The 24,712-nt window shown below is 68.4% G+C and carries 25 protein-coding genes; 12 read left to right on the forward strand and 13 right to left on the reverse strand.

The annotated features are described in order from the left end of the window. Positions 1-197: 197 nt before the first annotated feature. A complete protein-coding gene (locus tag GC106_RS29990) occupies positions 198-3,290 on the reverse strand; it encodes an efflux RND transporter permease subunit (protein WP_173137592.1) in 3,093 nt (1,030 codons plus the stop codon). Between the two features lie 175 nt (positions 3,291-3,465). Continuing rightward, positions 3,466-4,500 (reverse strand): YihY/virulence factor BrkB family protein, encoded by a 1,035-nt coding sequence (locus GC106_RS29995; protein ID WP_173137594.1) that lies wholly within the window; start codon positions 4,498-4,500, stop codon positions 3,466-3,468. A 169-nt stretch (positions 4,501-4,669) separates the two neighbouring features. Between GC106_RS29995 and GC106_RS30000 the strand changes: the two genes are divergently transcribed. The 5 genes from GC106_RS30000 (at position 4,670) to GC106_RS30020 (ending at position 11,476) form a co-directional block, all read left to right on the forward strand. Continuing rightward, a complete protein-coding gene (locus GC106_RS30000) occupies positions 4,670-6,415 on the forward strand; it encodes a DEAD/DEAH box helicase (RefSeq protein ID WP_173137596.1) in 1,746 nt (581 codons plus the stop codon). A 420-nt stretch (positions 6,416-6,835) separates the two neighbouring features. Next, positions 6,836-7,960 carry a sugar ABC transporter substrate-binding protein gene (locus GC106_RS30005; protein WP_173137598.1) on the forward strand — a complete coding sequence of 375 codons (1,125 nt, stop codon included), beginning with the start codon at positions 6,836-6,838 and terminating at the stop codon, positions 7,958-7,960. A 74-nt stretch (positions 7,961-8,034) separates the two neighbouring features. After that, a complete protein-coding gene (locus GC106_RS30010) occupies positions 8,035-8,811 on the forward strand; it encodes an ATP-binding cassette domain-containing protein (protein WP_084432553.1) in 777 nt (258 codons plus the stop codon). 35 nt (positions 8,812-8,846) lie between these two features. Further along, on the forward strand, positions 8,847-10,295 hold the full coding sequence (locus GC106_RS30015) for a sugar ABC transporter permease (RefSeq protein ID WP_173137600.1): 1,449 nt from the start codon (positions 8,847-8,849) through the stop codon (positions 10,293-10,295). A 5-nt stretch (positions 10,296-10,300) separates the two neighbouring features. After that, complete coding sequence (locus GC106_RS30020; RefSeq protein WP_173137602.1) at positions 10,301-11,476, forward strand: ROK family transcriptional regulator; 1,176 nt, start codon at positions 10,301-10,303, stop codon at positions 11,474-11,476. A gap of 147 nt (positions 11,477-11,623) precedes the next feature. Here GC106_RS30020 and GC106_RS30025 read toward each other — a convergent pair whose 3' ends face one another. The 6 genes from GC106_RS30025 to ppgK form a co-directional block, all read right to left on the reverse strand. Beyond that, positions 11,624-11,803, reverse strand: a complete 180-nt coding sequence (locus GC106_RS30025) for a DUF7455 domain-containing protein (RefSeq protein ID WP_033391384.1) — start codon at positions 11,801-11,803, stop codon at positions 11,624-11,626. A gap of 601 nt (positions 11,804-12,404) precedes the next feature. Then, positions 12,405-12,776 carry an FKBP-type peptidyl-prolyl cis-trans isomerase gene (locus tag GC106_RS30030; protein ID WP_312872958.1) on the reverse strand — a complete coding sequence of 124 codons (372 nt, stop codon included), beginning with the start codon at positions 12,774-12,776 and terminating at the stop codon, positions 12,405-12,407. 58 nt (positions 12,777-12,834) lie between these two features. Then, entirely contained in the window at positions 12,835-13,341 is a 507-nt protein-coding gene (locus tag GC106_RS30035) for a TetR/AcrR family transcriptional regulator (protein WP_173137604.1), read from the reverse strand. Beyond that, positions 13,334-13,726 carry a DUF4260 family protein gene (locus tag GC106_RS30040; RefSeq protein ID WP_173137606.1) on the reverse strand — a complete coding sequence of 131 codons (393 nt, stop codon included), beginning with the start codon at positions 13,724-13,726 and terminating at the stop codon, positions 13,334-13,336. The genes GC106_RS30035 and GC106_RS30040 overlap by 8 nt, the downstream gene beginning before the upstream one ends. 117 nt (positions 13,727-13,843) lie before the next feature. After that, positions 13,844-15,208: an RNA polymerase sigma factor gene (locus GC106_RS30045; RefSeq protein WP_312872959.1), complete on the reverse strand. Its 1,365-nt coding sequence runs from the start codon at positions 15,206-15,208 to the stop codon at positions 13,844-13,846. Positions 15,209-15,384: 176 nt separating this feature from the next. Further along, positions 15,385-16,146, reverse strand: coding sequence for a polyphosphate--glucose phosphotransferase (ppgK, locus tag GC106_RS30050; protein WP_173137610.1), 762 nt, complete (start codon positions 16,144-16,146; stop codon positions 15,385-15,387). A 73-nt stretch (positions 16,147-16,219) separates the two neighbouring features. On the opposite strand from ppgK, the gene GC106_RS30055 reads away from it, so the two are divergent. After that, positions 16,220-17,023, forward strand: a complete 804-nt coding sequence (locus tag GC106_RS30055) for an inositol monophosphatase family protein (RefSeq protein WP_173137612.1) — start codon at positions 16,220-16,222, stop codon at positions 17,021-17,023. Between the two features lie 42 nt (positions 17,024-17,065). Here the strand turns inward: GC106_RS30055 and cei are convergent, their stop codons facing one another. Then, positions 17,066-17,776, reverse strand: coding sequence for an envelope integrity protein Cei (cei, locus tag GC106_RS30060; protein ID WP_312872960.1), 711 nt, complete (start codon positions 17,774-17,776; stop codon positions 17,066-17,068). Between the two features lie 534 nt (positions 17,777-18,310). Here cei and GC106_RS30065 point away from each other — a divergent pair. After that, positions 18,311-18,619, forward strand: coding sequence for a DUF4193 domain-containing protein (locus GC106_RS30065; protein ID WP_033391377.1), 309 nt, complete (start codon positions 18,311-18,313; stop codon positions 18,617-18,619). A gap of 52 nt (positions 18,620-18,671) precedes the next feature. On the opposite strand, the gene GC106_RS30070 is transcribed toward GC106_RS30065, so the two are convergent. Further along, on the reverse strand, positions 18,672-19,175 hold the full coding sequence (locus GC106_RS30070; protein ID WP_312872962.1) for a DUF3093 domain-containing protein: 504 nt from the start codon (positions 19,173-19,175) through the stop codon (positions 18,672-18,674). A gap of 24 nt (positions 19,176-19,199) precedes the next feature. Between GC106_RS30070 and dut the strand changes: the two genes are divergently transcribed. Both dut and GC106_RS30080 read left to right on the forward strand, forming a co-directional pair. Further along, positions 19,200-19,679 carry a dUTP diphosphatase gene (dut, locus tag GC106_RS30075; protein ID WP_173137616.1) on the forward strand — a complete coding sequence of 160 codons (480 nt, stop codon included), beginning with the start codon at positions 19,200-19,202 and terminating at the stop codon, positions 19,677-19,679. Beyond that, positions 19,679-20,347, forward strand: coding sequence for a DUF3710 domain-containing protein (locus tag GC106_RS30080; RefSeq protein ID WP_173137618.1), 669 nt, complete (start codon positions 19,679-19,681; stop codon positions 20,345-20,347). The genes dut and GC106_RS30080 overlap by 1 nt, the downstream gene beginning before the upstream one ends. Before the next feature lie 72 nt (positions 20,348-20,419). Here the strand turns inward: GC106_RS30080 and GC106_RS48955 are convergent, their stop codons facing one another. The 3 genes from GC106_RS48955 to GC106_RS30095 all read right to left on the reverse strand — a co-directional run bounded on the left by GC106_RS48955 (position 20,420) and on the right by GC106_RS30095 (position 23,060). After that, the gene (locus GC106_RS48955) at positions 20,420-21,568 is read right to left on the reverse strand and encodes a DUF6923 family protein (protein WP_173137620.1); all 1,149 of its coding nucleotides are present in this window, start codon (positions 21,566-21,568) and stop codon (positions 20,420-20,422) included. Then, complete coding sequence (locus GC106_RS30090; protein WP_173137622.1) at positions 21,568-22,338, reverse strand: bestrophin-like domain; 771 nt, start codon at positions 22,336-22,338, stop codon at positions 21,568-21,570. Before GC106_RS30090 ends, GC106_RS48955 begins: the two co-directional genes overlap by 1 nt. Positions 22,339-22,436: 98 nt before the next feature. Further along, positions 22,437-23,060: an alpha/beta fold hydrolase gene (locus GC106_RS30095; protein ID WP_246366991.1), complete on the reverse strand. Its 624-nt coding sequence runs from the start codon at positions 23,058-23,060 to the stop codon at positions 22,437-22,439. A 212-nt stretch (positions 23,061-23,272) separates the two neighbouring features. Between GC106_RS30095 and GC106_RS30100 the strand changes: the two genes are divergently transcribed. The 3 genes from GC106_RS30100 to GC106_RS30110 are packed head-to-tail and all read left to right on the forward strand — an operon-like array spanning position 23,273 to position 24,698. Further along, on the forward strand, positions 23,273-23,653 hold the full coding sequence (locus GC106_RS30100; RefSeq protein WP_173137624.1) for an OB-fold nucleic acid binding domain-containing protein: 381 nt from the start codon (positions 23,273-23,275) through the stop codon (positions 23,651-23,653). Then, complete coding sequence (locus GC106_RS30105) at positions 23,650-24,393, forward strand: DUF3159 domain-containing protein (protein WP_173137626.1); 744 nt, start codon at positions 23,650-23,652, stop codon at positions 24,391-24,393. The genes GC106_RS30100 and GC106_RS30105 overlap by 4 nt, the downstream gene beginning before the upstream one ends. A gap of 11 nt (positions 24,394-24,404) precedes the next feature. Next, entirely contained in the window at positions 24,405-24,698 is a 294-nt protein-coding gene (locus tag GC106_RS30110) for a peroxidase family protein (protein WP_173137816.1), read from the forward strand. Positions 24,699-24,712 lie beyond the last annotated feature (14 nt).

Below are 24,712 nucleotides of genomic sequence, written 5' to 3' on the forward strand. Positions count from 1 at the left end.
CCGGGGCGTGAAGGTGCCCTTCCCTGCGGTTCTCTAGGCCGTGTATCGATGTCCCCGTTCGATGAGAGGCGGGATCGGGGTGGTTCCTGGCGTCGCTGCGGGAACGCCGCGAATACTGGTTGTCTTTGGGCGTTTCCGCAGTGGCGCCAGGGGCCGCATCCGGCCCGGCTATCGCGAACGGGGCTTTGATACACGGCCTAGTCCACGCCCGCCGGGACCCGGCGCTCGATCCTGGTCTCCCGCCTGGCGGCGCGCTTGTCGCGGGAGCGTTCCTTGACCCGCTCGACCATCGTGTACAGCGTCGGGACCAGCACCAGCGTCAGCAGCGTCGAGCTGATCAGGCCGCCGATCACGACCAGCGCGAGCGGCTTGCCGATGAACGCGCCCTCGCCGGTCACGCCGAACGCCATCGGCGCCAACGCGAAGATCGTCGCCGCCGCGGTCATCAGGATCGGCCGCAGCCTGCGCCTGCCGCCTTCGACCACCGCGTCCTGGATGCTCATGCCCTGCGCGCGGTACTGGTTGATCAGGTCGATCAGCACGATCGCGTTCGTCACCACGATGCCCACCAGCATCAGCAACCCGATCATCGCGGGCAGCCCGAGCGCGGTGCCGGTGACCAGCAGCAGGCCGAACGCGCCGGTCGCCGCGAACGGGATGGACACCAGCAGGATCAGCGGCTGCACGAAGCTGCGGAAGGTGGCCACCATGATCGAGAACACGATCACGATCGCGGCGAGCAACGCCAGGCCCAGGTCACCGAACGCCTCCTGCTGGTCCGCGCTCACCCCGCCGATCGTGTAGGTCGCGCCGCCTGCCAGTCGCAGGCTCTTCAACGCGGCGTCCAGTTCGGTGTTGACCGTGCCGAGGTCCTTGCCGACCGGCTTGGCGGTGACGGACGCGCTGCGTTCCGCGTCGCTGCGCTTGATCACCACCGGTCCCTCGACCGTCTCGACCTTCGCGATCCGCTCCAGCGGCACCACACCGGCCGGCGTGACCACCGGCAGCGCCCTGATCGCGGCGACGTCCTTCGGCGGTGCGCCGGACCGCAGCACGAGCTGCTGCCGCTCGCCCGCGATGGACACCTCCGCGACCGGGAACCCGGCGATCGCCTGGCTGGTCAGCTGTCCGACGGTCTCGGTGCTGAGCCCGGCGGCCGCGGCGGCGCGTTCGTCCACGTCGATCTGCACCCGTGGCGCGCTGACCGCGAGATCGCTGGTGACCTCGGAGAGGCCGGACACGCCCGCGACCTTCGCACGCACCTGCTCGGTCGCGGCCCGCAACGCCTCCGCGGTGGGTGCCTTGACGTCGACGGTCACCGTGTTGCTGCCGAAGCCGCTCGCCTCGGCACCGACTTTGATCTCGCCGACGCCCGGCTGCGCGGTGATCTGCTTGAGCAGCCGGTCCTCCAGCGCCTTGATGTCCGTGCCTTTGCGCACGGTCACCTGGAACTGGCTCTCGGCGGAGACCTGGCCGGTGAATCCGGGCTCCGAGCCGATCGTGACCTGGTAGGCCTCGACCTCGCCGGCCGACGCGAGCGCGCTCTCGACCTTCTTGGCCGCCTCGTCGCGCGTGGCGATACTGCTGCCCGGCGGCAGTTTCTGGCTGATGTTCATGCTCGTCGAGCCGGAGTCGTCGAGGAAGTTCGTGTCCAGCCTGGACAGCAGGCCGAACGTGCCGCCGAGGATCACCAACGCGATCAGCAACGTGGTCAGCCTGCGCCGGGTGGCGAACCGGATCACCGGCACGTACGAGCGCTGCAGGATACTGCGGCGCTCCTTGGCCTCGGCCTGCTCGCGGATGGCTTCGGCGTCCTCGCCTGCCTTGGGCGGCTTGAGGAACCAGTACGCCAGCACCGGCACGATCGTCAGCGACACGAGCAGGGAAGCCAGCAACGCCACCGTGATCGTGATCGCGAACGGGGAGAACAACTGCCCGGTGATACCGCCGACGAACGCGATCGGCAGGAACACCGCGACCGTGGTGAGAGTGGACGCGGTCACCGCGCCGGCGACCTCACGCACACCGTCCAGCACCGCGCGCTGCTTGCCTTCGCCGTATGCCAAATGCCGTTTTATGTTCTCCAGTACCACGATCGAGTCGTCGACCACCCGGCCGACCGCGATCGTCAGCGCCCCCAGCGTCAACAGGTTCAGCGACAGGTCGCCGGTCCACAACGCCAGCAGCGCCACCAGGACCGACAACGGGATGGACACCGCGGTGACCAAAGTGGACCGGACGGAAAGCAGGAACAGCAGGATCACCACGACCGCGAACACCAGGCCGAGCAGGCCCTCGGTGGTCAGGCCGTTGACCGCCTCCTCGATGTACGGGCCCTGGTCGAAGATCACCGTCAGGTCCGCGCCGACCGCCTGGCCGAGGCTGCCGAGCTTGTCCCGCACGGCATGGGAGATCTCGACGGCGTTGCCGTCGGCCGTCATCATGATCGCGATGCCCAGGCTCGGCTTGCCGTTGGTCCGCGTCACCGAAGTCGCCGACGCCAGTTGCGGTTCGACCGTCGCGACATCCGCCAGCCGAACCGGCTGGCGTGCGCCGGACAAGTACATGTTCCGCAACGCGTCCACGGATTCAAGCTGTCCACCGACCTGGACGGTCAGCGTCCGGTCGCCCTCGGTGAGCGCGCCCGCCGGAACCGGCTTGCCCACCGACTGCAACGCGCCGATCAGCGCGGCCGGCTGCACACCGGCGCCCGCGAGCTTGGCGTAGTCCAGGGTGATGGTGACGGTTTCGTTGGCCGCGCCGGTGACGCGCACGTCCCGTACGCCGCTGATCTTCTTCAGCTCCGGCACGGTCTCGGCGGCCAGCCGGTCCGCGAGTTGGCGCTGATCACCCGTCGTGCCCGCGGCGAGCAGCACGGCCGGGAAGTCCTCGGTGCTGCCCGCGGTCACGGTCGGACGGACGTTCTGCGGCAACTGCGTGCCGAGCCGGTTGATGGACTGCTGCATGCGGTCCACCGCGCGGTCCATGTCCGTGCCGAACTTGAACTGCGCCACGATCGACGCGACGCCTTCGGCGGACTCGGAAGTGACCTCCTCCAGCCCTTCGACGCCCTGCAGGCTGCCTTCGATCGGCTCGGTGACCTGCGCCGCGACGATGTCCGGCGCCGCACCGGGATACGGCGCGACGATCACCGCCGTCGGCGGCTGGAAAGACGGAAAGAGCTGTTGTTTCAACGACGGCACGGCGAACGCGCCGAACCCGATGACCGCGAGCGTGATCAGCCCGATCAGGCTCCGGTTGGCGAGACTCAATCGCGCCAGCAACCACACGGTGGATCGTCCCCCTCAGGAAAAATGAGGGAGCCTGCGGCCGGCAAGGGTTGCCCTCCCGTGCCGGCGCAGGCTCCTGCAACACATCGCCCGGTGCCCCTGGGGCGATGGCCCTGAGCCTGGCATAGGGACTCGCTCATCAGCATGCACCCATGGCCTGACTTGCGAGTCGTCCCTAGGGATGAGTTTTTGTTGACCGCGGGGATGACTCCGGACGGCCGAACTCGTACGAACTCCCCTTGGCCGAACCGTCCGAACGGATGTGCTCGGCCACCCGCTCCATCTCCAGCCGCCGCCACCGGCGCCGCTGACGCCTGGTCATCTTGGCGGGCCACAACTCCTGGATGGCGGCGTTGAAGTGCGCGCCGAGCACGATCGCGAAGCCGATGAAGAAAGTGAACAGTAGCAAGGCGATGGGCGTGGCGAGCGCGCCGTACGTGTAGCCGGTCGTGGTGATCCACGAGATGTACAACCGCAGCAGGCTGCTGGCGAGCATGAACACGGCGACGGCGAGCACGGCACCGGGCACACCGCGGTGCCACGGCAGTTTGCGCGGTAACGCGAGCTTGTACAACGTCGTTACCGCGAGCAGCGCGAGGATGCCGAGAGTGGGGTAGTACAACAGGTCGACGTAGAACTCGACCTGTCCGCGCCACGACGACGGGAAGAAGTTCGGCAGGATGTCCGGGCCCAGCGCCAGCAGCGGCAGCCCGACGATCAGGCCGACCAGGCTGACCATGTACAGCAGCAGCGCGAAGATGCGCTGCCACACCGGGTTGCGCACGGTGTACTGGTCGTGCGCGGACGTGATCGCGTCGACGAACGACGCCATCGCCGACGAACCGGCCCACAGCGAGATCAGGAAGCCGATCGAGACGACCTCACCGCGGCCGGTGCGCAGGATGTCCTCGACCGTCGGCGTGACGATGTCCCTGACCACGTTGTCGCTGAAGATCGTGTACGAGAAGCTTACGATCCTGTCCTGGGCCTGGTCCAGGATGTTCGGGCCGAACCAGCCGGAGACGTACCCGAGCGAGCCGAGCAGGCCGAGCAGCAGCGGCGGCAGCGACAGCGTCTGCCAGAACGCCGCCTCCGCGGCCTCCGAGAAGATGCTGCCGTCCCATGCCCGCGACAAGGTGCGCTTGAGCAGCCCGCCAGGGCCCCGGCGCGGTGCCGCGCCGTTGCCCGCCTGCGGATGCTGGTCGCTCATGACAGTCCCAAGCATGGTCCATGGATCGTGATTTGGCCGACTCGACCCGCCTGTCGACCGGTGACCGCGCGGCACGCGCGGCGGCCGGAAGGTAGGCTGCGGAGGCCCTCAACGAGTCCGGCGGGACACGCCCTGAGGGCATTCGTGCGAGAAAGGAGCCGAGAGTTTCGTGGTAGCGCCCGACTACGCACCCCCGGCTCAGCCCACTCCGCCCGCCCAGCGCCCGCTGCGTGCATGGCAGCGGCGCGCGATCACGAAGTACCTGGCGGCCAGGCCGAAGGACTTCCTCGCGGTGGCGACGCCGGGTGCCGGTAAAACGGTGTTCGGCCTGCGGCTGGCCCTGGAACTGCTGGCGGACCGGACGGTCGAGGCGATCACGATCGTCGCGCCGACCGAGCACCTCAAGCACCAGTGGGCGGCCTCGGCGACGAACTTCGGCATCCCGATCGACTCGAACTTCACCAACACCCAGGGCCAGACCTCGCGTGACTACCGGGGTGTGGCGGTGACCTACGCCCAGGTCGCGGCGCACCCGACGCTGCACCGCGTGCGCACGGAGAACCGCAAGACCCTGGTGATCCTGGACGAGATCCACCACGGCGGCGACGCGAAGTCGTGGGGTGACGCGATCCGCGAGGCCTTCACCCCGGCGGTCCGCCGCCTGGCGCTGACGGGAACGCCGTTCCGTAGCGACGATTCGCCGATCCCGTTCGTCAACTACGAGCCTGACGGCTCCGGTCACATGCGCAGCGTCGCCGACCACACCTACGGCTACTCCGACGCTCTGCGCGACGGCGTGGTCCGTCCGGTCATCTTCATGGCGTACTCCGGTGAGGCCTCCTGGCGCACGAGCGCGGGGGACGAGTTCACCGCGCGCCTCGGCGAACCGATGACGCAGGAGCAAACCGCACGCGCGTGGCGCACCGCGCTGGATCCCAGTGGCGAATGGATGCCAGCTGTGTTGAACGCGGCGGACGTACGGCTGCGGCAGTTGCGCGCGGGTGGCGTGCCCGACGCCGGTGGTCTCGTGATCGCGTCCGACCAGACCACGGCCCGTGAGTACGCCAAGATCCTGCACCGCACGACCGGCGACGAACCGACCGTGGTGTTGTCGGACGACCCGAAGGCCTCGGCGAACATCAAGAAGTTCGCGGAGTCCGACGACCGCTGGCTCGTGGCGGTCCGGATGGTGTCCGAAGGCGTCGACGTGCCGCGCCTGGCTGTCGGCGTCTACGCGACCAGCGCCTCCACGCCGCTCTACTTCGCCCAGGCGATCGGCCGTTTCGTGCGAGCCCGGCGGCAGGGCGAGACCGCGAGCGTGTTCCTGCCCAGCGTGCCCGTGCTGCTGGAACTCGCGAGCCAGATGGAGGCCCAGCGCGACCACGTCCTCGGCAAGCCGCACCGCGAGAAGGACGGCTGGGACGACGAGCTGGTGGCGGCGGCCAACCGGACCGAGGACGAACCCGGCGAGGAAGAGAAGGCCTTCACCTCCCTGGGCGCCTCGGCCGAACTGGACCAGGTGATCTACGAAGGCTCGTCCTTCGGCACGGCGGCGGGCGTCGGCTCCGAGGAGGAACAGGACTACCTCGGCCTGCCCGGCCTGCTGGACCCCGAGCAGGTCCGGACTTTGTTGCAGCAGCGCCAGGAGAAGCAACTGGCCTCCCGCTCCCGCAAACACGCCGAACAAGCCGCCCAGCCGGTCGCGCCCGTCGAAACCCGCCCCCAGACGGTGCAGGAACGCCTGCACGGCCTGCGCAGGGAACTCAACACGCTGGTCGCGATGTTCCACCACCGCACCGGCAAACCGCACGGCGTCATCCACGGCGACCTACGCCGCCAGTGCGGCGGCCCGCCGACCGCCATGGCCTCGGTCGAACAGCTCGAGGAACGAATCGCGACCCTCCGCTCCTGGTGAGTTTGTTGCGGCTCAGTCCGGCTCCGCTTCCCGCATGACTGCCAGCGCCGTGGTAAAAGCAGGCTCACCTGGACTTTTGCCGTTCGCCCGCCGTACGGCGAGATCCGGGCATCCGCGCTAGTTTGTTGGCGGGCAACCCGGATTGACGGTATTTGGTGTGTCACACCCGTCCGACGCAACAAATTCGACACTGGAGTGGGACACGCGGTGTCCAGTTGGTCCGTTTCCCGAGGTCCGGCCACTCACCGCTGGTGATTGCGTCGTCACTGTTCAGGGCGTTGAGGCCCTTCGGTTACGTCGTCGTTGCCACTTCGTATCCCGGAAAAGTGTCTGAATCGAATCAGTGTGCTTCCAGTCACCTGGGTGGCGGGCATATGTTGTGGCGCACAACATTTTCGAGTCCCACTGGAAGGACGACGAATGCGTAGCAAGACCCTTGCCCTCGCCGCCGTGGGTGCGGGTGTCGCCCTCGTGCTCTCTGCTTGCGGGGCCAACGAGGCACCGGCGCCCGGAGGCGGCGGTGGCACCACGTCGGGGGCCGCTCAGTCCGGCGGCGGTATCAAGGTCGGCGTGATCCTGCCGGAAACCGCCTCCTCCGCCCGGTGGGAGGGCTTCGACAAGCCGATGCTCCAGGAGGCCATGAAGGCCCAGGGTCTGGAAGCCGACGTGCAGAACGCCCAGGGTGACACGGCCACGTTCACCCGCCTCGCCGACGGCATGATCACCCAGGGCGTCAAGGTCCTGGTGATCGCGTCGATCAACAGCGACCTCGGCAAGACCGTCGCGACGAAGGCCGCCAACGCGGGCATCCCCGTCATCGACTACGACCGCCTCAACCTGGGTGGCAGCTCCAAGTACTACGTCTCGTTCGACAACACCAAGGTCGGCGAGCTGCAGGGCCAGGCCATGGCCGACGCCCTCAAGGGCAAGCAGGGCGCACAGGTCATCGAGATCGAGGGCGCGCCGACGGACAACAACGCCACGCTGTTCCACGCCGGTCAGCAGAAGGTCCTCAAGCCGCTGTACGACAGCGGCGCGCTCAAGCTGGTCAAGTCCCAGCCGATCGACAACTGGGACAACCAGAAGGGCGGCCAGACCTTCGAGCAGATCCTGACGCAGAACGGCGGCAAGGTCGACGGTGTCGTCGCGGCCAACGACGGTCTCGCGGGCGCGGTCATCACCGTGCTGAAGAAGAACGGCCTGAGCGTTCCGGTCACCGGTCAGGACGCCACCCCGGCGGGCCTGCAGGCCGTGCTGCGCGGCGACCAGTACATGACCGTCTTCAAGCCGATCAAGGAAGAGGCCGAGGCCACCGCCAAGCTGGCCGCCGCGCTGGCCAAGGGTGACACCGCCGCCGCGGACGCGATCGCCACCCAGACCGAGAAGGACCCGGTCGGCGGCCGCGACGTCAAGTCCGTTCTGCTGACGCCGCAGACGATCACCAAGGCGAACGTCAAGGACGTCATCACCGCTGGCTACGTCAAGGCCTCCGAGGTCTGCACCGGCGATGTCCAGCCGCTGTGCGCGGCCGCAGGCATCTCCTAGTTCGCCCGAATCTCCGGGGTGGGTGCCTGCCCCCGACTGGCACCCGCCCCGGTTCCATCACGGAGTAACACACCATGAGTAGTGATCCGATCCTCGAGATCAAGGGTCTCAACAAGAGCTTCGGCCCGGTCCACGTCCTGCACGACGTGGACTTCACTGTGCGAGCGGGAGAGGTCACCGCGCTGGTCGGTGACAACGGTGCCGGTAAGTCCACTTTGGTCAAATGCATCGCCGGGATCTACGGTCACGACTCGGGAACCGTCACATTCCAGGGCAACGAGGTGCACATCCGCGGACCGAAGGACGCCGCGCAGCTGGGTATCGAGGTCGTGTACCAGGATCTCGCGCTGGCCGACAACCTCGACATCGTGCAGAACATGTTCCTCGGTCGTGAGCGCGGTTCGCGGTGGATGCTCGACGAGGCCGCGATGGAGAAGGCCGCGCGCGAGACCCTCGCGTCCCTGTCGGTCCGGACGGTCAAGTCGGTCCGTACCCCTGTCGCGTCGCTGTCCGGTGGTCAGCGGCAGACCGTGGCGATCGCCAAAGCCGTGCTGTGGAACAGCAAGGTCGTGCTGCTCGACGAGCCGACCGCCGCGCTGGGCGTCGCACAGACCCGCCAGGTGCTCGACCTGGTCCGCAGGCTGGCCGAGCAGGGCCTCGGCGTGGTGCTGATCAGCCACAACATGGCGGACGTGTTCGAGGTCGCCGACCGGATCGCGACGCTGTACCTCGGCCGGATGGTGGCCCAGGTGCCCACGAAGGAAGTGACGAACACCCAGGTGGTCGAGCTGATCACCGCCGGACGGTCCGGTGAGCTGGGCCTCGCCCGTCCCGACACCGTGACCATCTGACGAGACCACCTGAGATACGAACTGGACCCCACGCAATGACTGAGAAGCCTTCCGCCACCGGCACGCACAGCGCGCCGGAGGAAGCCAAACGCGCGGGTGCGATCTCCGACTTCGGGATCGACACCACCTCGAAGACGACCAGCGAGGCGATCAGCGACTACTTCGCCAAGGTGCGCGGCGGCGAGCTCGGCTCGTTGCCCGCCTTGGCAGGCCTGGTCGTGCTGGTGATCTACTTCGCCACGCAGTCCGAGTTCTTCCTGTCGCTCAACAACATCGCGAACCTGTTCCAGCAGGGCGCGAGCACCGTGATCATCGCCATGGGCCTGGTGTTCGTGCTGCTGCTCGGCGAGATCGACCTGGCGGCCGGCACGGCGTCCGGCGTCTGTGCCGCGATCATGGCATTGCACGTGGTGCGCGACGGAAACCTGTTGGGCGGCATGGGCAGCACGGTGTTCTACGTGTTCTGCGCGCTGCTGGTGGTCGCCCTCGGCCTCGGCCTGTTGATGCGCATCTGGGCTGGTGCGGCCTTCGCGCTGGTCGCGCTGCTGATCACGCTGATCGGTGTGCCCGCCAACGCGTGGCTGGAGATGCTGCTGGCGATCTCCGTCGGCGCCTCGATCGGCTGTGTCACCGGCTTCCTGGTCGCCAAGATCGGGATGCCGTCGTTCGTGGTGACGCTGGCGCTGTTCATCACGTGGCAGGGCGTGATCCTCAAGCTGATCGGCCAGGGCGGCACGCTGCCGATCAGCTCGGAGTCGCCGACGCTGAACGCGGTCGCCAACAGCAACCTGAGCATCATGGGCAGCTGGATCTTCTGCGTGATCGTCGTCGCCGGGTACGCGGGCGTCACACTCGGCCGGCACTTCAAGCGGCTCAACAGCGGGCTGGTCACCCAGCCGACGCCGATCGCCCTGGCCAAGGTCGCCGCGATCGCGGTGCTCGCGATCGTCGGAACGTACATCTTCACGATCAACCGCTCGCAGAGCGCGATCGTGATCGAGGGCGTGCCGTACGTCGTTCCGATTGTCCTGGCCATCATGGTGATCGGCCTGTACGTGCTCAACCGCACCCGGTACGGCAGGCACATCTACGCCGTCGGCGGCAACCCGGAGGCGGCCCGGCGCGCCGGTATCAACGTGACCAAGATCCGCGCCAGCGTGTTCGTGGTGAGCTCCGCGCTCGCCGCGATCGGCGCGATCGTGTACTCGTCGAAGGTCGGTTCGGTCGACCCGCAGGCCGGTGCGCTGAACACGCTGCTGTTCGCGGTCGGCGCCGCGGTCATCGGTGGTACCTCGCTGTTCGGCGGCCGTGGCCGGATCACCGACGCGGTGATCGGCGGCACCGTGATCGCGATCGTGCAGAACGGCCTGGGCCTGCTGAACTACGGCGCCGCGGAGATCAACATCATCACCGGCATCGTGCTCCTGGTGGCGGCGACGGTCGACGCGCTGTCCCGCCGTCGTGCGGCGGCTGCCAAGTCCTGATCGCCGTGACTACTTCGCCGATCGCGGGGGCTCGGCCCGACGAGGTACGCAGGCACAACAGGACAGCCCTGTTGCGACGCCTGCACATCGACGGGCCGTGCACCCGTGCGGCGCTGACCACGGAGCTCGGACTCAACCGCAGCACCATCAAGGCGCTGGTGGACGGCCTGGCCGAAGCCGGCGTCGTGGAGGAACGGGTACCGTTGCAGCGCAGCGGCGCCGGCCGCCCCTCGCTGCTCGTCCTGCCCCAACCGCACGCGGCGGTCGTGCTCGCGATCGACATCCGCGTCGAAGGCGTCGCCATCGCCCTCGTCGGGCTGGGTGGCCAGATCCTCGGCCGCAACAGCTGGAACCTCTACGGCCGCGCCAGTCAACCGGACGAGGTCGTCGCCCACATCGTCGACTCGACGCGTTGGCTCGTGGGCGAACTCTCCGTGGAGACCGCGGCCGTCGGTGTGTCCGTCCCGGGCGTGGTGCGACGCTCGGACGGGCTCGTCCACGAGGCACCCAACCTGCACTGGACAGACGTTCCGTTGGGGGAGTGGCTGTCCACGGGGTTAGGCATGCCGGTGCGGCTGGGGAACGACGCCGAACTCGGCGCGCTGGCCGAGCACGTTCGCGGCGCCGCCCGTGGCGCGTCGGACGCGGTCTACGTGTCGGCTGACTTCGGCGTCGGCGGCGGCGTGATCTCCGAAGGCTCGCCGATGCGCGGAACCAGCGGCTATTTCGGCGAAATCGGGCACATGGTGGTCAAGCCCGGCGGCCGGCCCTGCTACTGCGGGAGCCACGGCTGCTGGGAGACCGAGATCGGCGAGGCCGCCATGTGCCGGGCCCTGGATCTGCCGGAGGGCTCACCCCGCGGCGCGATCGTGGCGGCGTTGAAGGAGCTGTCCGCGCACTCCGCCCTGGCGCGGGAGCAGCTGGCCGAGCTGGTGGACTGGCTGGCGCTCGGCCTGGTGAACGTGGTCAACATGCTCGGTCCCGAGCTGGTCGTGCTCGGCGACCTGTTCACGTCGTTGCCCGCGGCGCTGATCGCCGACGTGGGCCGTGAGGTCCGGACCCGCAGTCTGGTGAGCCGCGCGGTGGGCGGCACCCGGATCGTGCCTTCGGTCCTCGGCGGGGACGCGAAGCTCATCGGCGCCGCCGAACTGGCCTTCGAGCCCGTCCTGGGCACCATGTGACCGCCGTGTCCACCATTCCGGCACCCTGAGTCGCACGTTCCGGCACGCCGGTTTCGCTGCCGGGCCCATCCATCCCTGACACGCAGAAGGGGCGGGACTCTCACGCTCGGTGAGTCCCGCCCCTTGACTACGTCGTGGCTGGTGGTCTCAGCCCTTCTGCAGCTCTGCCTCCAACTCCTTCAGGCGCGCCTCGTGCTCACGCGCGTGGTGACCGCAGAACAGCAGTTCTCCTCCTGAGGGCAGGATCGCCCGAACCTGTGCGGCTGCCCCGCAGCGGTCGCAGCGATCGGCGGCTGTCAGTTCGGGGCGGGTGAGCGTGGTGTTCATGGTAAATCTCCCTCCGTCCCGGCACCGTGGTCGGTGCCCTCGTCAGGCTGCGACCACTTGGTCTCCCTGGCGTTGGTTGCCGGCGGGATACCCGATGTTCGCTACCTCTACTCTTGCAGACGTTTTGGCGATCGTCAGTGTTCCCGCGCCCGAGAGAGACAGCCGTAACAATTGGTTCGCCCGGTTGCCGTAGTGGCTGTCCCGCTATTCAGGATCTTGTGGTGTCCCGGTCGAGTCACGTGGTAAAAGCCCTTGCTCCGGCGGCGGCCGTGATCAGCGGTTTTCGCGCCCGCGCAGGTGGTCGGGCTTTTCGCCCAGCTCAGCCCCGCATCCGTGATGTCGGCGAGGATCTTGCGGGCATGCAGGCCGGGCCGTGCACCATGCCGGAAGCGCACGTTTGTGCTGGTGAGCACGATCAGCGAAATGGCCGGTGTGATGAACGTCGCTTTCTGTTAAGCGGCGGCCAGGGCACTCGACGGGCCGCATGCACGGCGTGCTCGGTGTGTCGCGGCGGGCGGATGACGATCACCCGTTTTGCCCTACTTCGTCAGGTCTTCGGCGGGCTCGGCGTCCCAGGGACGCGAGCCCGCCGAGATGCGACCTAGTTCACGCCGAGCAGGTCGACGACGAAGACCAGGGTCTCGTTCGGCTTGATCGCGGCACCCGCGCCACGGGCGCCGTAGCCCAGATGCGGCGGGATGGTCAGCTTGCGACGGCCACCGACCTTCATGCCCGCCACGCCACGGTCCCAGCCCTGGATGACCCGGCCGCCGCCGAGCGGGAACTGGAACGTCTCGCCACGGTCCCACGACGCGTCGAACTGCTTGCCGGTCGAGTGCGAGACGCCGACGTAGTGCACGGTGACCGTGTGTCCCGCCTGGGCCTCCGGGCCGTCGCCGACCGTGATGTCCTCGATCTGCAGGTCGGCTGGTGGTTCGCCGGTGATCGGCCCGATTTCTGGCTTGCTGGCCACGTCGATGTCCTCCACAACTGGCTGTCGGATACCCGGACAACGTACTCAACCGGCCAGGTCAGTGCTGAACAGGCTCGCGGAAGACGGCCAGCCCGGTCCGCCATGCGCGGTCGAGATCGGCGCCGTCCGGGAACCGGCGGTCCAGTTCGAGGATGACCATTCCGTGCGCGAACGCCCAGATCGCCCGCGCCAGATGCTCGTCGCCGCCGACCGCGCGCACGAGCGGCATCGCGGCACGATCCTCCACACCGGCGGGCAGCAGGTGGCGGGGGAGCGGCCCCGAGTTCATCAGCCGGTACAGATGCGGATGAGCGAGCGCGTAGGCGCGATAGGCGGCGGCCAGTTCGCTCAGCGAGCCGGTTTTCTCCAGTTCCGCGGCCAGTTCGCCGAACGCGATGGCGATGACCTGGGCCTCGACGGCGAGTTTGTCGGGGAAGTGCTTGTACAGCGAGGGCGCGCGGATGTCGAGCCGGGCGGCCAGTGCGCGCATCGTCAGCGCCTCCGGGCCGCCTTCCTCGATCAGCGCCCGTGCCTCGGCGACGATCTGATCGGTCCGCTCAGACACGCCTGCTTCCGTCCTTCTCGCGCATGCCGTAGCCGAACGCCCGGTCCACCGCGATGTGCAGCAGCCAGGCCAGGCCCGCGGTGAACAGCGGGACCCAGTCCAGGTCGGAAAAGCTGTAGCCGACGAGAAGGGCCAGCGGGATCCACGGCCAGTGCATCGCGTTGTAGAACGGCACGGCCTTCGGTGACAGCTTGCCGTTCCCGCCTTCGCTCGCGCCGATGAGCATCGTCAGGTCCGGAGCGATCAGCAGCGCGAGCGCGGTCGCCCACGACCAGCCGCCGTGCTTGACGACTTCGAAGGCGAGGAACGCCAGGAGGAACGCCGCGAGCACGGCCCACCCGGCGCGCTGAGCGGTGAATCGACCTGGTGCGAGAACGTGCGACATGCTGACTCCCCAGTGGCTAACGTTGTTAGCTCCACGATATGGCTAACAACGTTAGCCGTCAAGCACAAAAGAAGCCCCCGGCTTGCGGCCAGGGGCTGTCTCTCGAACGACGTCAGCTCACTCCAGGTAGTCCCGCAGAACCTGGGACCGCGACGGGTGGCGCAGCTTCGACATGGTCTTCGACTCGATCTGCCGGATCCGCTCCCGGGTCACGCCGTAGACCTGGCCGATCTCGTCCAGCGTGCGGGGCTGACCGTCGGTCAGGCCGAAGCGCAGCCGCACGACGCCCGCCTCGCGCTCGGACAGCGTGGCGAGCACCGACTGCAGCTGGTCCTGCAGCAGCGTGAACGAGACCGCGTCGACCGCGACGACGGCCTCGGAGTCCTCGATGAAGTCACCGAGCTGGCTGTCGCCCTCGTCGCCGATGGTCTGGTCGAGCGAAATGGGCTCCCGGGCGTACTGCTGGATCTCCAGCACCTTCTCCGGGGTGATGTCCATTTCCTTGGCGAGCTCTTCGGGCGTCGGCTCGCGGCCGAGGTCCTGCAGCAGCTCGCGCTGGATCCGGCCGAGCTTGTTGATCACCTCGACCATGTGCACCGGGATACGGATGGTGCGGGCCTGGTCGGCCATGGCGCGGGTGATGGCCTGCCGGATCCACCAGGTGGCGTACGTGGAGAACTTGTAGCCCTTGGTGTAGTCGAACTTCTCGACCGCGCGGATCAGACCGAGGTTGCCCTCCTGGATCAGGTCCAGGAACGCCATGCCGCGGCCGGTGTAGCGCTTGGCCAGCGAGACGACCAGTCGCAGGTTGGCCTCGAGCAGGTGGTTCTTGGCGCGCTCGCCGTCCCGCACGATCCAGCGCAGGTCACGCCGCATCTGCGGGGTGAGCTTCTCGCTCTCCTCCTCGGCCTTGCGCACCCGCTCGGCCGCGTAGAGACCGGCCTCGATCCGCTTGGCGAGTTCGACCTCCTCCTCGGCGTTGAGCAGCGCGACCTTGCCGATCTGCTTGAGGTACGCGCGGACCGAGTCGGCCGAGGCGGTGAGCTCGGCGTCCTTGCGGGCCTGCCGGAGGGCCTCGGACTCCTCCTCGTCCCAGACGAAGTCGCCGCCGCCCTCCTTGGCGTCCTTGGGAAGCTTCTCGTCTTCCTCTTCGTCCGGCTCCTCGACCACCGGCTCGTCGACGACGAGGTCGGCGTCGTCGGCTTCGAGGTCCTCGAGGTCCTCGAGCTGGACGTCCTCGAGCTCGCCGGGCTCGTCGGGATCGCCGTCGGCGGACTTCTTGGCCGTGGCCGGGCTCGCCTTCGCCGCCGGCGCCTTGGTCGCGGTCTTCTTGGCAGCGCGGGGTTTGGCTGCGGCGGGCTTGCGACCCGCCGATGACTTGGCCTTGGTGCCCGCCGTCGCGGTCTCCTCGGCTTCGGTCTTCGTCTTCGCCGCGCTCGCGGTGCTCGGGGAGCGTCGGGTTGCGGTCTCTGCGGCTGCCACGTACGCCCTTTCGAAACGGTCGACAACGGCAACACGGCGGGGGTCGAGTTGCCGGGAGTTCGGGGAGGGCCTCCGGGCTTCGCCGAAGGCACCGTTCCATTGTAACGACGCCCGGCGAGTGCGGTGACACAACAAGGGCATCCAGCCGGTTCCTACGGCCGCGAATAACCCGGGAATCAGTGCTGGACGCCGATATCCGCCGCCACCGCGGCGCCGACAATGCCGGCGTCGTTGCGCAGTTCCGCGGCCACGACCTTGGTACGCACGTCCAGCAACGGCAGCCACTTGTCGGCCTTCTTGCTCACGCCGCCGCCCGCGATGATCAGGTCGGGCCAGATCAGGTCCTCCAGCCTGCGCAGATAGCGGGTGACGCGCTTGGCCCACTCCTCCCACGACAGGTCGTGCTCCTCCTTGACCGACGCCGCCGCCCTGGTCTCCGCGTCGTGCCCGTCGACCTCGAGGTGGCCGAACTCGGTGTTCGGCACGAGCTGGCCGTCAAGGAAAACCGCGCTGCCGATGCCGGTGCCGAAAGTCAGCAACACCACCACGCCGGAGCGGTCGATATCCGATCCATAACGGATTTCCGCCATACCCGCGGCGTCGGCGTCGTTGAGAACCACGATCTCGTTCGGCTGCCTGCCGAGCCGTTCGGCGAACAACGCGTGCGCGTCGGTGCCGATCCATTTCTTGCTGATGTTCGCCGCCGAGAGCGCCTTGCCGTGCTTCACCACGGTCGGCAGCGTCACGCCGACCGGGCCACGCCAGTCGAACTCCTCGACGGTCTTGGCGACCACGTCGGCGATGGCGTCCGGTGTCGAAGGCTGTGGGGTGTTCGTCCTGACCCGCTCGCCGAGGAGCTTTCCGGCCTCAAGGTCGACCACGCATCCCTTGATCCCGGAACCGCCGATGTCTACCCCGAAGCCGCGGGTGCCAGCCATCCCCGTGGTCCTTCCTTCTCGATTCAGTTCCCAGGTGATGGGGGGACGATAACCGATGTGGTCGGATGTACCCATGGTCCATCTGCGGGACACCTTGCGCCAGGTCGCCGTCCGGGTGGCGACCGAGGCCGCCGAACTGGTCGAGACGACACGGCGTTCGGCGGTACGGGACGTCGAGACCAAGTCGAGCGCGACCGATCCGGTCACCGCGGGCGACCGCGCGGCCGAACGGCTGATCCGGGAGCGGCTCGCCGAGCTGCGGCCCGGGGAGCCGGTGTTCGGCGAGGAGGAAGGCGGTGCGCGCACCGCCGACGGGGTTCGCTGGGTGGTCGATCCCATCGACGGCACCGTGAACTACCTCTACGGCTTCCCGTGGTACTCCGTGTCCGTCGCGGCCCAGTCGGACGGGATCACGGTGGCGGGAGCCGTGGTGGAGCCGGCCAGCGGCCGTGTGTGGTCCGCCGCGCGAGGCGCGGGCGCGACCCTGGACGACAACCCGCTGCGGGCCAGTTCCGCCGAGCGGCTGGAGCTGACGCTGGTCGCCACCGGGTTCGCCTACCGCCCGGAGCGGCGCGCCTGGCAGACCGAGATCGTCCGGCGAATCCTGCCGCGGGTGCGTGACATCCGGCGCACCGGTTCGGCCGCGCTGGACCTGTGCATGGTCGCCGCCGGATGGGTCGACGGCTACTTCGAAGCGGGTCTCAACCCGTGGGACTGGGCCGCCGGATCACTCATCGCCGAGGAGGCGGGCGCGGTCGTGGAACTGCCCGGCACGGGCGACCTCGGCGACGCCGTCTTCGCCGCCGCGCCCGGCGTCGCCGCCCCACTCAGGCAACTCCTCCGCGAAGCGGGCATTTCCCCAGGTAATACCTCGTGAGTGGTTATCAGGGTTAGAACACCGATAAACACTCACGAGGGGCTAGCAGGGGGCTCGGCGGACGGCTTCGATCAGCGCGGGGTCGATCTGCGGGCCGGCGCCGCCCTCCGCCGACTGCAGGCCACCGGTCTGCGGCGGGTGCTGCGCGCCCCACTCGGACAGCGTCCGCAGGATCTGCCGGGTCTCCGGCCTGACCGGCAGTTCGTCGAACTTCTGCCCGACGACCAGCTCGACCGAGGCGTCCTGGCGGTTGTCCTTGATCAGCTCCATGCACGGGTCGAGCAGGCTCAGCGTGCGTGCGGCCGACGCACCCTGCTGCCCGTACCGGATCTGACCGCGGCAGGTCATGTCCCGCGACGGGTAGATCGGGTCGTCGTCCGGCTGCCCGACCTGGAAACCGAGCTGTCTCAAGCTCTCCGAGACCAGGGCGGCCTCGCCACGCTGCGTGCTCGCGTTCAGCACCCGCACGCTGACCTGGTCCGGCGGCGCCGCCGAAATCTGGTCAAGGCCCGTCTGATCCACGTGCTGACCGGGTTCGGGCGCCGGTGGCGGCGCGGACTCGCCGGACGCCGCCGTCGCGGGCGCGCCCGGATCACAGCGCACACCCTGGGCCGCCGGCTCCTCGTCGATCACGTTGAGCCAGACGACGGCCGCCACCAAACCGAGTAACACCAGCATGATCAGCGCAGGAAGCGGCCGCCGCCTGCGATATCTGGGGGGCCGCTCACCCCCGTTGAAGCTCCCCGCCGTCACGTGTGCCCGCCCTCCAATGCCGGCCAGATTCCCCTGCTGTATCTGTCGACTGGCTGTTGACTTTTGTTGCTGCTGATCAGCCTAGGCGTTTCCGCCGGACCACGGGCATCGGGGCGAGTACGAGCCGTAGTGATCGCCCGATGCGACGTGTTGGTCGCGGACAGTGAGACATCGCAGGTATCCGACCATGAGTGAGCGCCTGCGGCAAGTCCGTTCGATGGTGATGCCGGCTCCTCGCCGAGCTGCGGTGCATCGGGCTGAACCGGACCGGGCGTGTCCACCTGGATCGGGGGTCCGGTCGCCGGGGAACACACCCGGATGGGTGATGCGTTGACTGAATGGGCGTGAGATGGGCTACCCTCTGCGCGCTCCGGTCGCCGGAGACTCCGGGCCGAATCGATTCGGTTGGCCAAGAATCCCTACGCGACCAGGCGAGACGTCCGTCACTCCAATGGCGGGCACAAAAGCGGGCCCTGGAGCGTTGTCCAGCGGCACGAGTGCATGGTGATGATTTGACCGCAGGGGTGAAACACGATGGCGACCGACTACGACGCTCCTCGCCGGAGCGAGGCCGACGACCTCGCCGAGGACTCCCTCGAGGAGTTGAAGGCGCGCCGCAACGAGACGCAGTCCGGTGTTGTCGACGTCGACGAGTCGGATACCGCTGAGAACTTCGAGCTCCCCGGTGCCGACCTGTCCGGCCTGTCCGGCGAGGACCTGACTGTCAAGGTGATCCCGAAGCAGGCGGACGAGTTCACGTGCTCGCACTGCTTCCTGGTCCACCACCGCAGCAGGCTGGCCGAGGAGCGCGACGGCCTCTACGTCTGCCGCGACTGCGCCTGATGTGAGCGCCGGCAGCAGAAGAGATATCCGATGCGGGTACCTGGCCGCGCGGTCAGGTACCCGGCTGTGGCCGTACTGAGGTGTCCTGGACTGCGGTCCGGGTGGCGTCCTGCCTCAGCAGGGCCGCGAGTTTCCCGGGGGAACGGGTGCTGAAGATCCAGTACGGGGTGGGGTCGTCCGGGTCGGTGAGATGAACCCGCAGCGCCGTCGGGATCCAGCCGCGATGCAGCACGAACGCGGCCGGGTCCAGGTCACGGCCCAGCGCCCGGCGCTTGTCGTCCGCGGTGAGCACCTCGACCTCGCCGACGTACTCCAGCGGAAGGTGCGCGTCACCGACCCACAGCCGGCCGTCGGCGACCCTGACCTTGGCCCGACCGGCCCAGAACAGCAGGAACGCCATCAGCGGCAGCAGCACGACGTACGGCAGCCACGACCGGATTCCCTCGTGACCCAGATGGATGGTGGCGGCCATCAGGGCCGCGCCGATCATCGGCAACGGCCAGCTCCACCAGGAGACGGAGAGCCGTTCGGAATGGGCGTGGGAGGTGTCCGGCACGACACCAGGGTAGTCTCGCCGCTCGTGCCCAGCGTGCAGGTCCTGATTTCCCGGCTCGACCCGGGTGTCCCCATCCCGTCCTACGCCCGGCCGGGCGACGCCGGCGCCGATCTGGTGACCACGTCGGACGTGGACATCGCGCCCGGCGAACGGGCGATCGTCGCGACCGGGGTGGCGATCGCGCTGCCCGAGGGCTACGCGGCCTTCGTGCACCCGCGGTCCGGTCTGGCCGCCCGGGTGGGGCTGAGCGTGGTGAACACGCCGGGCACGATCGACGCGGGCTACCGGGGTGAGATCAAGGTCTGCCTGATCAACCACGATCCGCGCGAGCCGATCAGGCTGCGCCGCGGCGACCGGATCGCTCAGCTGGTCGTGCAGCGCGTCGAACATGCGGTATTCCAAGAGGTGGAGGATCTGGGCGACTCGGCGCGCGGCGCGGGCGGGTACGGGTCGACCGGTGGGCATGCGGTTCTCGCGAGCACTCGCGGGAAGACGGAGGAGTAGTGGCACTTTTCGGACGACGCCGGGCCAAACGCGACGAAGAACCCGTCGAGCGGTACGACGACGAGTTCGAAGGCGAGTTCGAGGACGGTCCCGACGACGCGGGCGAGGATTACGAGCCCATACAAGGCGATCTGGCGTCGATGTCCGGTCCGTTCGACGAGGAGCCACCGGACGACGGTCTGCCGCGGCTGGACCTCGGCTCGGTGCTGCTGCCCGTGCCCGACGGCTCCCAGTTGCAGGTCGAGATGGAGCAGCCGGGTGTGGTGAAGGCGGTCCACATCATGACGCCCAGCGGCCAGATGACCGTCACCGCGTACGCCGCGCCGAAGTCGGGCGGCCTGTGGGAACAGGTCTGCGGCGACCTTGCCAACGAACTGAAGGCCAACGGCGCCCAGGTGCGCAGTGCGACGGGCGAGTGGGGCCAGGAACTGATGGCCACGCTGAACCAGATGGCCCTGCGGTTCATCGGCGTGAACGGGCCGAGGTGGATGCTGCGTGGCGTCGTGGCCGGACCGCCGGACCAGTCCGCGCAGGCGGCACACGGCCTCCGGTCACTCATCCGGGGTGCGGTCGTCGTCCGTGGCACGCAGCCCATGCCGGTCGGCCTGCCGTTGCCGATCGAGCTCCCTCCGGAGATCGCGCAACACATCGAGGCACAGGGAGGCTAGCGCCGCAGGCCCCGTGGCACATCAGGACCGCGTCGAATGCGCGCCGAGCAGAGCTCGGCGCGCATTCGCCTGTCAGCGGTGCCGGGCGACGGTCGCGGCCGCGGCACTGGCGCCGAGCAACAGCACCAGGGTCACCACGGCCCAGCGCCGTTTCTTCTCCGTGTCGGGTTTCTTCAGCGCCGCAACGGGTTTCGCCGAAGGAGGCGGATCCTTGCGTGGCCGGTACGCGGGCGGAGCGGGCGGCGGCGGAGCCGGAAGCTGAACCACCTGCTGTGCGGGAGGACGCGTCGTTGTGGGCGTCGGAGTCACCGGCGGTGGTGATAGCGGTGGTGCTGGTGATGATGGTGGTGGTGGTGACGGTGGCAGAGCGGGCTGTGAAGCGGGAGGCTGGGGCGGAGCGGGCCGCGGCGAAGAAGGAGGCGGCGGCACCGGGGGAGGCGGAGGCGCGGGAGGCTCGGCAACCGGTGGTGGCGTCAGGCATCCGGCCGCGTCCGTCGAGTCGGCGGGCGGGAAGGAGGCCACCTCCGAAGCACTCCGCAGTGCGTTCAAGGGAATCCGGTACAACCGGCTCTTGCCGTTCGACCGGTTGTTGATCGCGTACAGGATTCGTCCCGGAGCCATCAGCACCGCGCCGTACGTCCCGAACGGCAGAGCATGCGGCCTGCCGAGCACACGCACCTTCCCGCTGAGCGGATCGACGCTCACGACGAGGCCATGGCTCGTCACCCCGTACAGCATGGCGTCCGAGCCGAAATCCCAGTCGTCGACGGCAGCGAGCCAGGACAGCCACTTGGTCCTGGTGACTTTCAAGTACGCCGGGCTGGCGGGATCGATGTTCAGGGAAACCAGTTTCGGTCCGTCCCGCAGGAACAGCGTCGACCCCGAGATGGCGCCCGCGGTCGCGTCCCCGATGCCGTGCACCTTGCCGCGGTCGACGGCCGTTCCACCGCGGTCGAGCGTCACCACACGGGATCGGGTCGACACGCCGTACAGCAGGTTCTGGCTCGCCGAGTAGCCGATGGCGTTCAGCTGGCTGGGGAACTTGCGCAACTCGGTGCCGCTGCCTGCCGGCAGCACCAGCCTGACCAATGTGGACATCGAGCCGTGTTTCGGCGTGTACACCTCGAAGGCCTCGCACGCGCCGTCGGCGGCGTGGGCGGAGCCGACCAGTCCGCTCGCCACCAGGAACGAGACGGTCAACGCCAGGCTGGGCAGGCGCATCAGCTCAACCGGTCCAGCACGGCGGTGAACGCCTCCGGCCCGATCGCCGCCCCGCCGCTGAACGGGTTCTGCAACTGGTAGATCGCGAACAGCAGCAGCGTGATCGCCGCGGCCAGGGTGCCGGTGATCAACGCGTGTGACAGCACTTTCGGGCCGCCGTGCAAGTAGATCAGGCCCATCACCATCAAGCTGCCGAGGATCAGCGCGAACCACACCACGGTGCTCACGCCGCCGCCCGCGGCCGCGTCGAGCCGGGCCTGCCTGGCTTCGTAGACCTGCCACAACTGGTCCGTGGCCGTGGCTTTCCGGCTCTCCCGCCACGAGTCGTCCGGTGTGGTGGGTGCGGCGGCGATGGTGTCACGCAACTGTTCGAGCTGCTGCCAGCCCGCCGTGCTGTCCACTTTGCCGCGGTCGCTCATCTGCGGCCATTCCTGGCGCACGACCGTGTCGGAGTAGGCCGCGGTGATCTCCCGGACCTTCGAGCCGACGGGTTCCTGCAGCGCGTCGGCCGCCCACGACACGGCGACGAGGTTGTTGGCTTCGCGCTGGGATTCCTGCTGGGCCGTGCTCACCCGGTCGAACAACGAGATCAGCACGAACCCCAGCAGCACCGCGTGCAACCCGGCGACGATCGTGAACACCGGACCGGCGACCTCGTTGTTGCCCCGCAGGCCGACGGTCGCGGGGATGCGATGGATGAGGACGGCGACCAGTGCCGCCGCCACTCCGGCGCCGATGATCCAGAAGGCGCCGCTCAGATAGATGCTCACGGCGCCGAACGCTTACGCAACGCACTGTGGCCGGACAAGACCTGTCTGTGATTACCACTCTTCGACACCGGGGATTCGCCGATTCGGAGCAACGCCGGTCAGGGCGACTGCTCCGAACGCGTGAAGCCACCGGCCCTGAGCCACGCCAGAACCGCCGCTCGGCCCAGCGACTCACGGTCCTCGCCCAGCGCTCGCAATGTCGTTGTGCACAGCCGCGCGTGGGGGATCGTCGACGCCCATCGGTCCGCGACCTCGATGGGGTGAACGGGGTCGTCAGAACACGTGGCGATCCCGGCCGGTACGGAGAGCCGCGCCAAGTCGGCCAGTTCCGGAGCGGGCCGCGTCGCGGCGACGTCCAGCGAGTCCGCCAGGCCAGGCCCGGCGCGCCGCCACGCCCGGTCCAACTCGGTGACCAGCCACGAGTCGGCGTCCACGGCCGCGAGCGTGACGTCCACACCGTGCTCGCGGACGGCTTGGGCGCTGACCCGCGCCGACACGGCAGCGGGCGCATCCGCGGGTGACCCGTTCCACGCGGGCAGCGCGAGCAGCAGGCCGGCACACCGTTCCGGGTTTCGGAGTGCCCATTCCGCGGCGAGGTGCGCGCCCAGGGAGATCCCGCCGGCCAGAACCGGTTCGGCGGCGGCCGCGTCGAGTGCCTGCATGTACGCCTCGGCCAGGGCTTTTCCCGGCTGTGGCGGAGGCGCGACCAACCGGATGCCCAAGGCCCGAAGCGGACCTTCGAACACCGAACGGACAAAGACCTCATCCGAGGCGGTACCTGGCAGAAGGACAGCCGTCTGAATCGTGTCCGGGCGGGAACGCCCGACCGCCACCTCGCGTTGGTGTACTGACACGGTTCTGGCCTCCTGCCCACGGTTACGCTTGATTGTGCACGGGTCGGATTCGGGGCCGATCCCACCATCGAGGAGCAGGCATGGGTGTCGACAAGGGGGACGGATATTGGCGCCGTCTTGTCCGCAAACTGACCAGTGACGTCGAAGAGCTGGACGCCGATGACCTGTCCAGGAGCGTGGAGGCCAGCGGCGCGGTCAAGGCGTGTGACTGCCGCTCCGGCCAGGAGGTCACGGTGCTCGGCCGGCTGCGCAGCGTCGAGCTCTCACCGGGTGACGCGGTCGCCACGCTGGAGGCGGAGCTGTTCGACGGGACCGAGGGTGTGACATTAGTCTGGCTCGGCCGACGGCGGATTCCCGGCATCGAGCCGGGCAGGACGGTGAAGGCGAAAGGCCGGATCGCGGTGCGGGACGGCCGCAAGGTCCTCTACAACCCCTACTACGAGCTGCAGACGACTACATGACTGATGAGACGCCGGCCAAGCCGGCCGACCCGCGGACCGCGCGCGCCGACGACGCCGAGAAGCCGATGCCGACGCTCTGGGAGCAGATGGGCGGGATGGTCGGGTTCATCTCGGCCTCCATCCCGGTCGCGGTCTTCGTGATCGTCAACTGGGCCACCAGCATGGGCCCGGCGATCTGGAGCGCGGTCGGCGTGGCCGTGCTGATCGCCGTGGTCCGGATCATCCGCAAGGAACCGTTGATGCCCGCGGTGTCGGGCATCTTCGGCGTGGCCATCGCGGCGTTCATCGCCTACCGGGTCGGCGAGGCCAAGGGCTTCTTCCTGTACGGCATCTGGGTCTCCGGCGCGTTCGGCACGGCGTTCCTGATCTCGATGTTCGTGCGGTGGCCGCTGGTCGGCGTGATCTGGTCGACGCTCAACGGGCACGGCTTGGGCTGGCGCAAGGACCCGAAGTCGCGGCGTTACTACGACATCGCGACCGCGGCGTGGACGCTCGTCTTCGCCGCACGGCTCATCGTGCAGCAGTGGCTCTACAACGCCGACGAGACCACGTTGCTCGGTATCGCGCGTATCGCCATGGGCTATCCGTTGACCGCAGTCGCGTTCCTCGTGACCATCTGGGCGGTTCGTCGCGTGGACAAGCGCGACAAGGCGCGTGAGGAAGCCGAGAGAGCGGAGAACGAGCGCATCGAGCGTGAGCTAGGCGCGAAGTATGACACCCCAGCCCAAGAGTCCCCTTAAGGTACTAAGGGATTAATCGGAGCCTCACCGGATCTGGCCAGTTCGTCGATCACACTTTCGCTTTACGGGCAGGGGATCCGACCACGTCGCCGTCCGGCATTCCTTACGACAACAACGATCCGCTGGAGAGCTTGCACAGCGACTTCGACAGCGTGCCGTTCGGCCGGAGCAGGCCGATCGACGGCACGGGCGTGGACAAACCACGCGAACAGGTGAACGTGCTGGGCTCGTACATCGACGCGTTCGCGGTGTACGGCACCGCCGACCGGCTGGAGTGGATGCGCGAAGGACTGCGTGCCTCGTGAGTGTTTATCAGGGT

Source organism: Kibdelosporangium persicum, from assembly GCF_013280595.1.
Classification (GTDB): domain Bacteria; phylum Actinomycetota; class Actinomycetes; order Mycobacteriales; family Pseudonocardiaceae; genus Kibdelosporangium; species Kibdelosporangium persicum.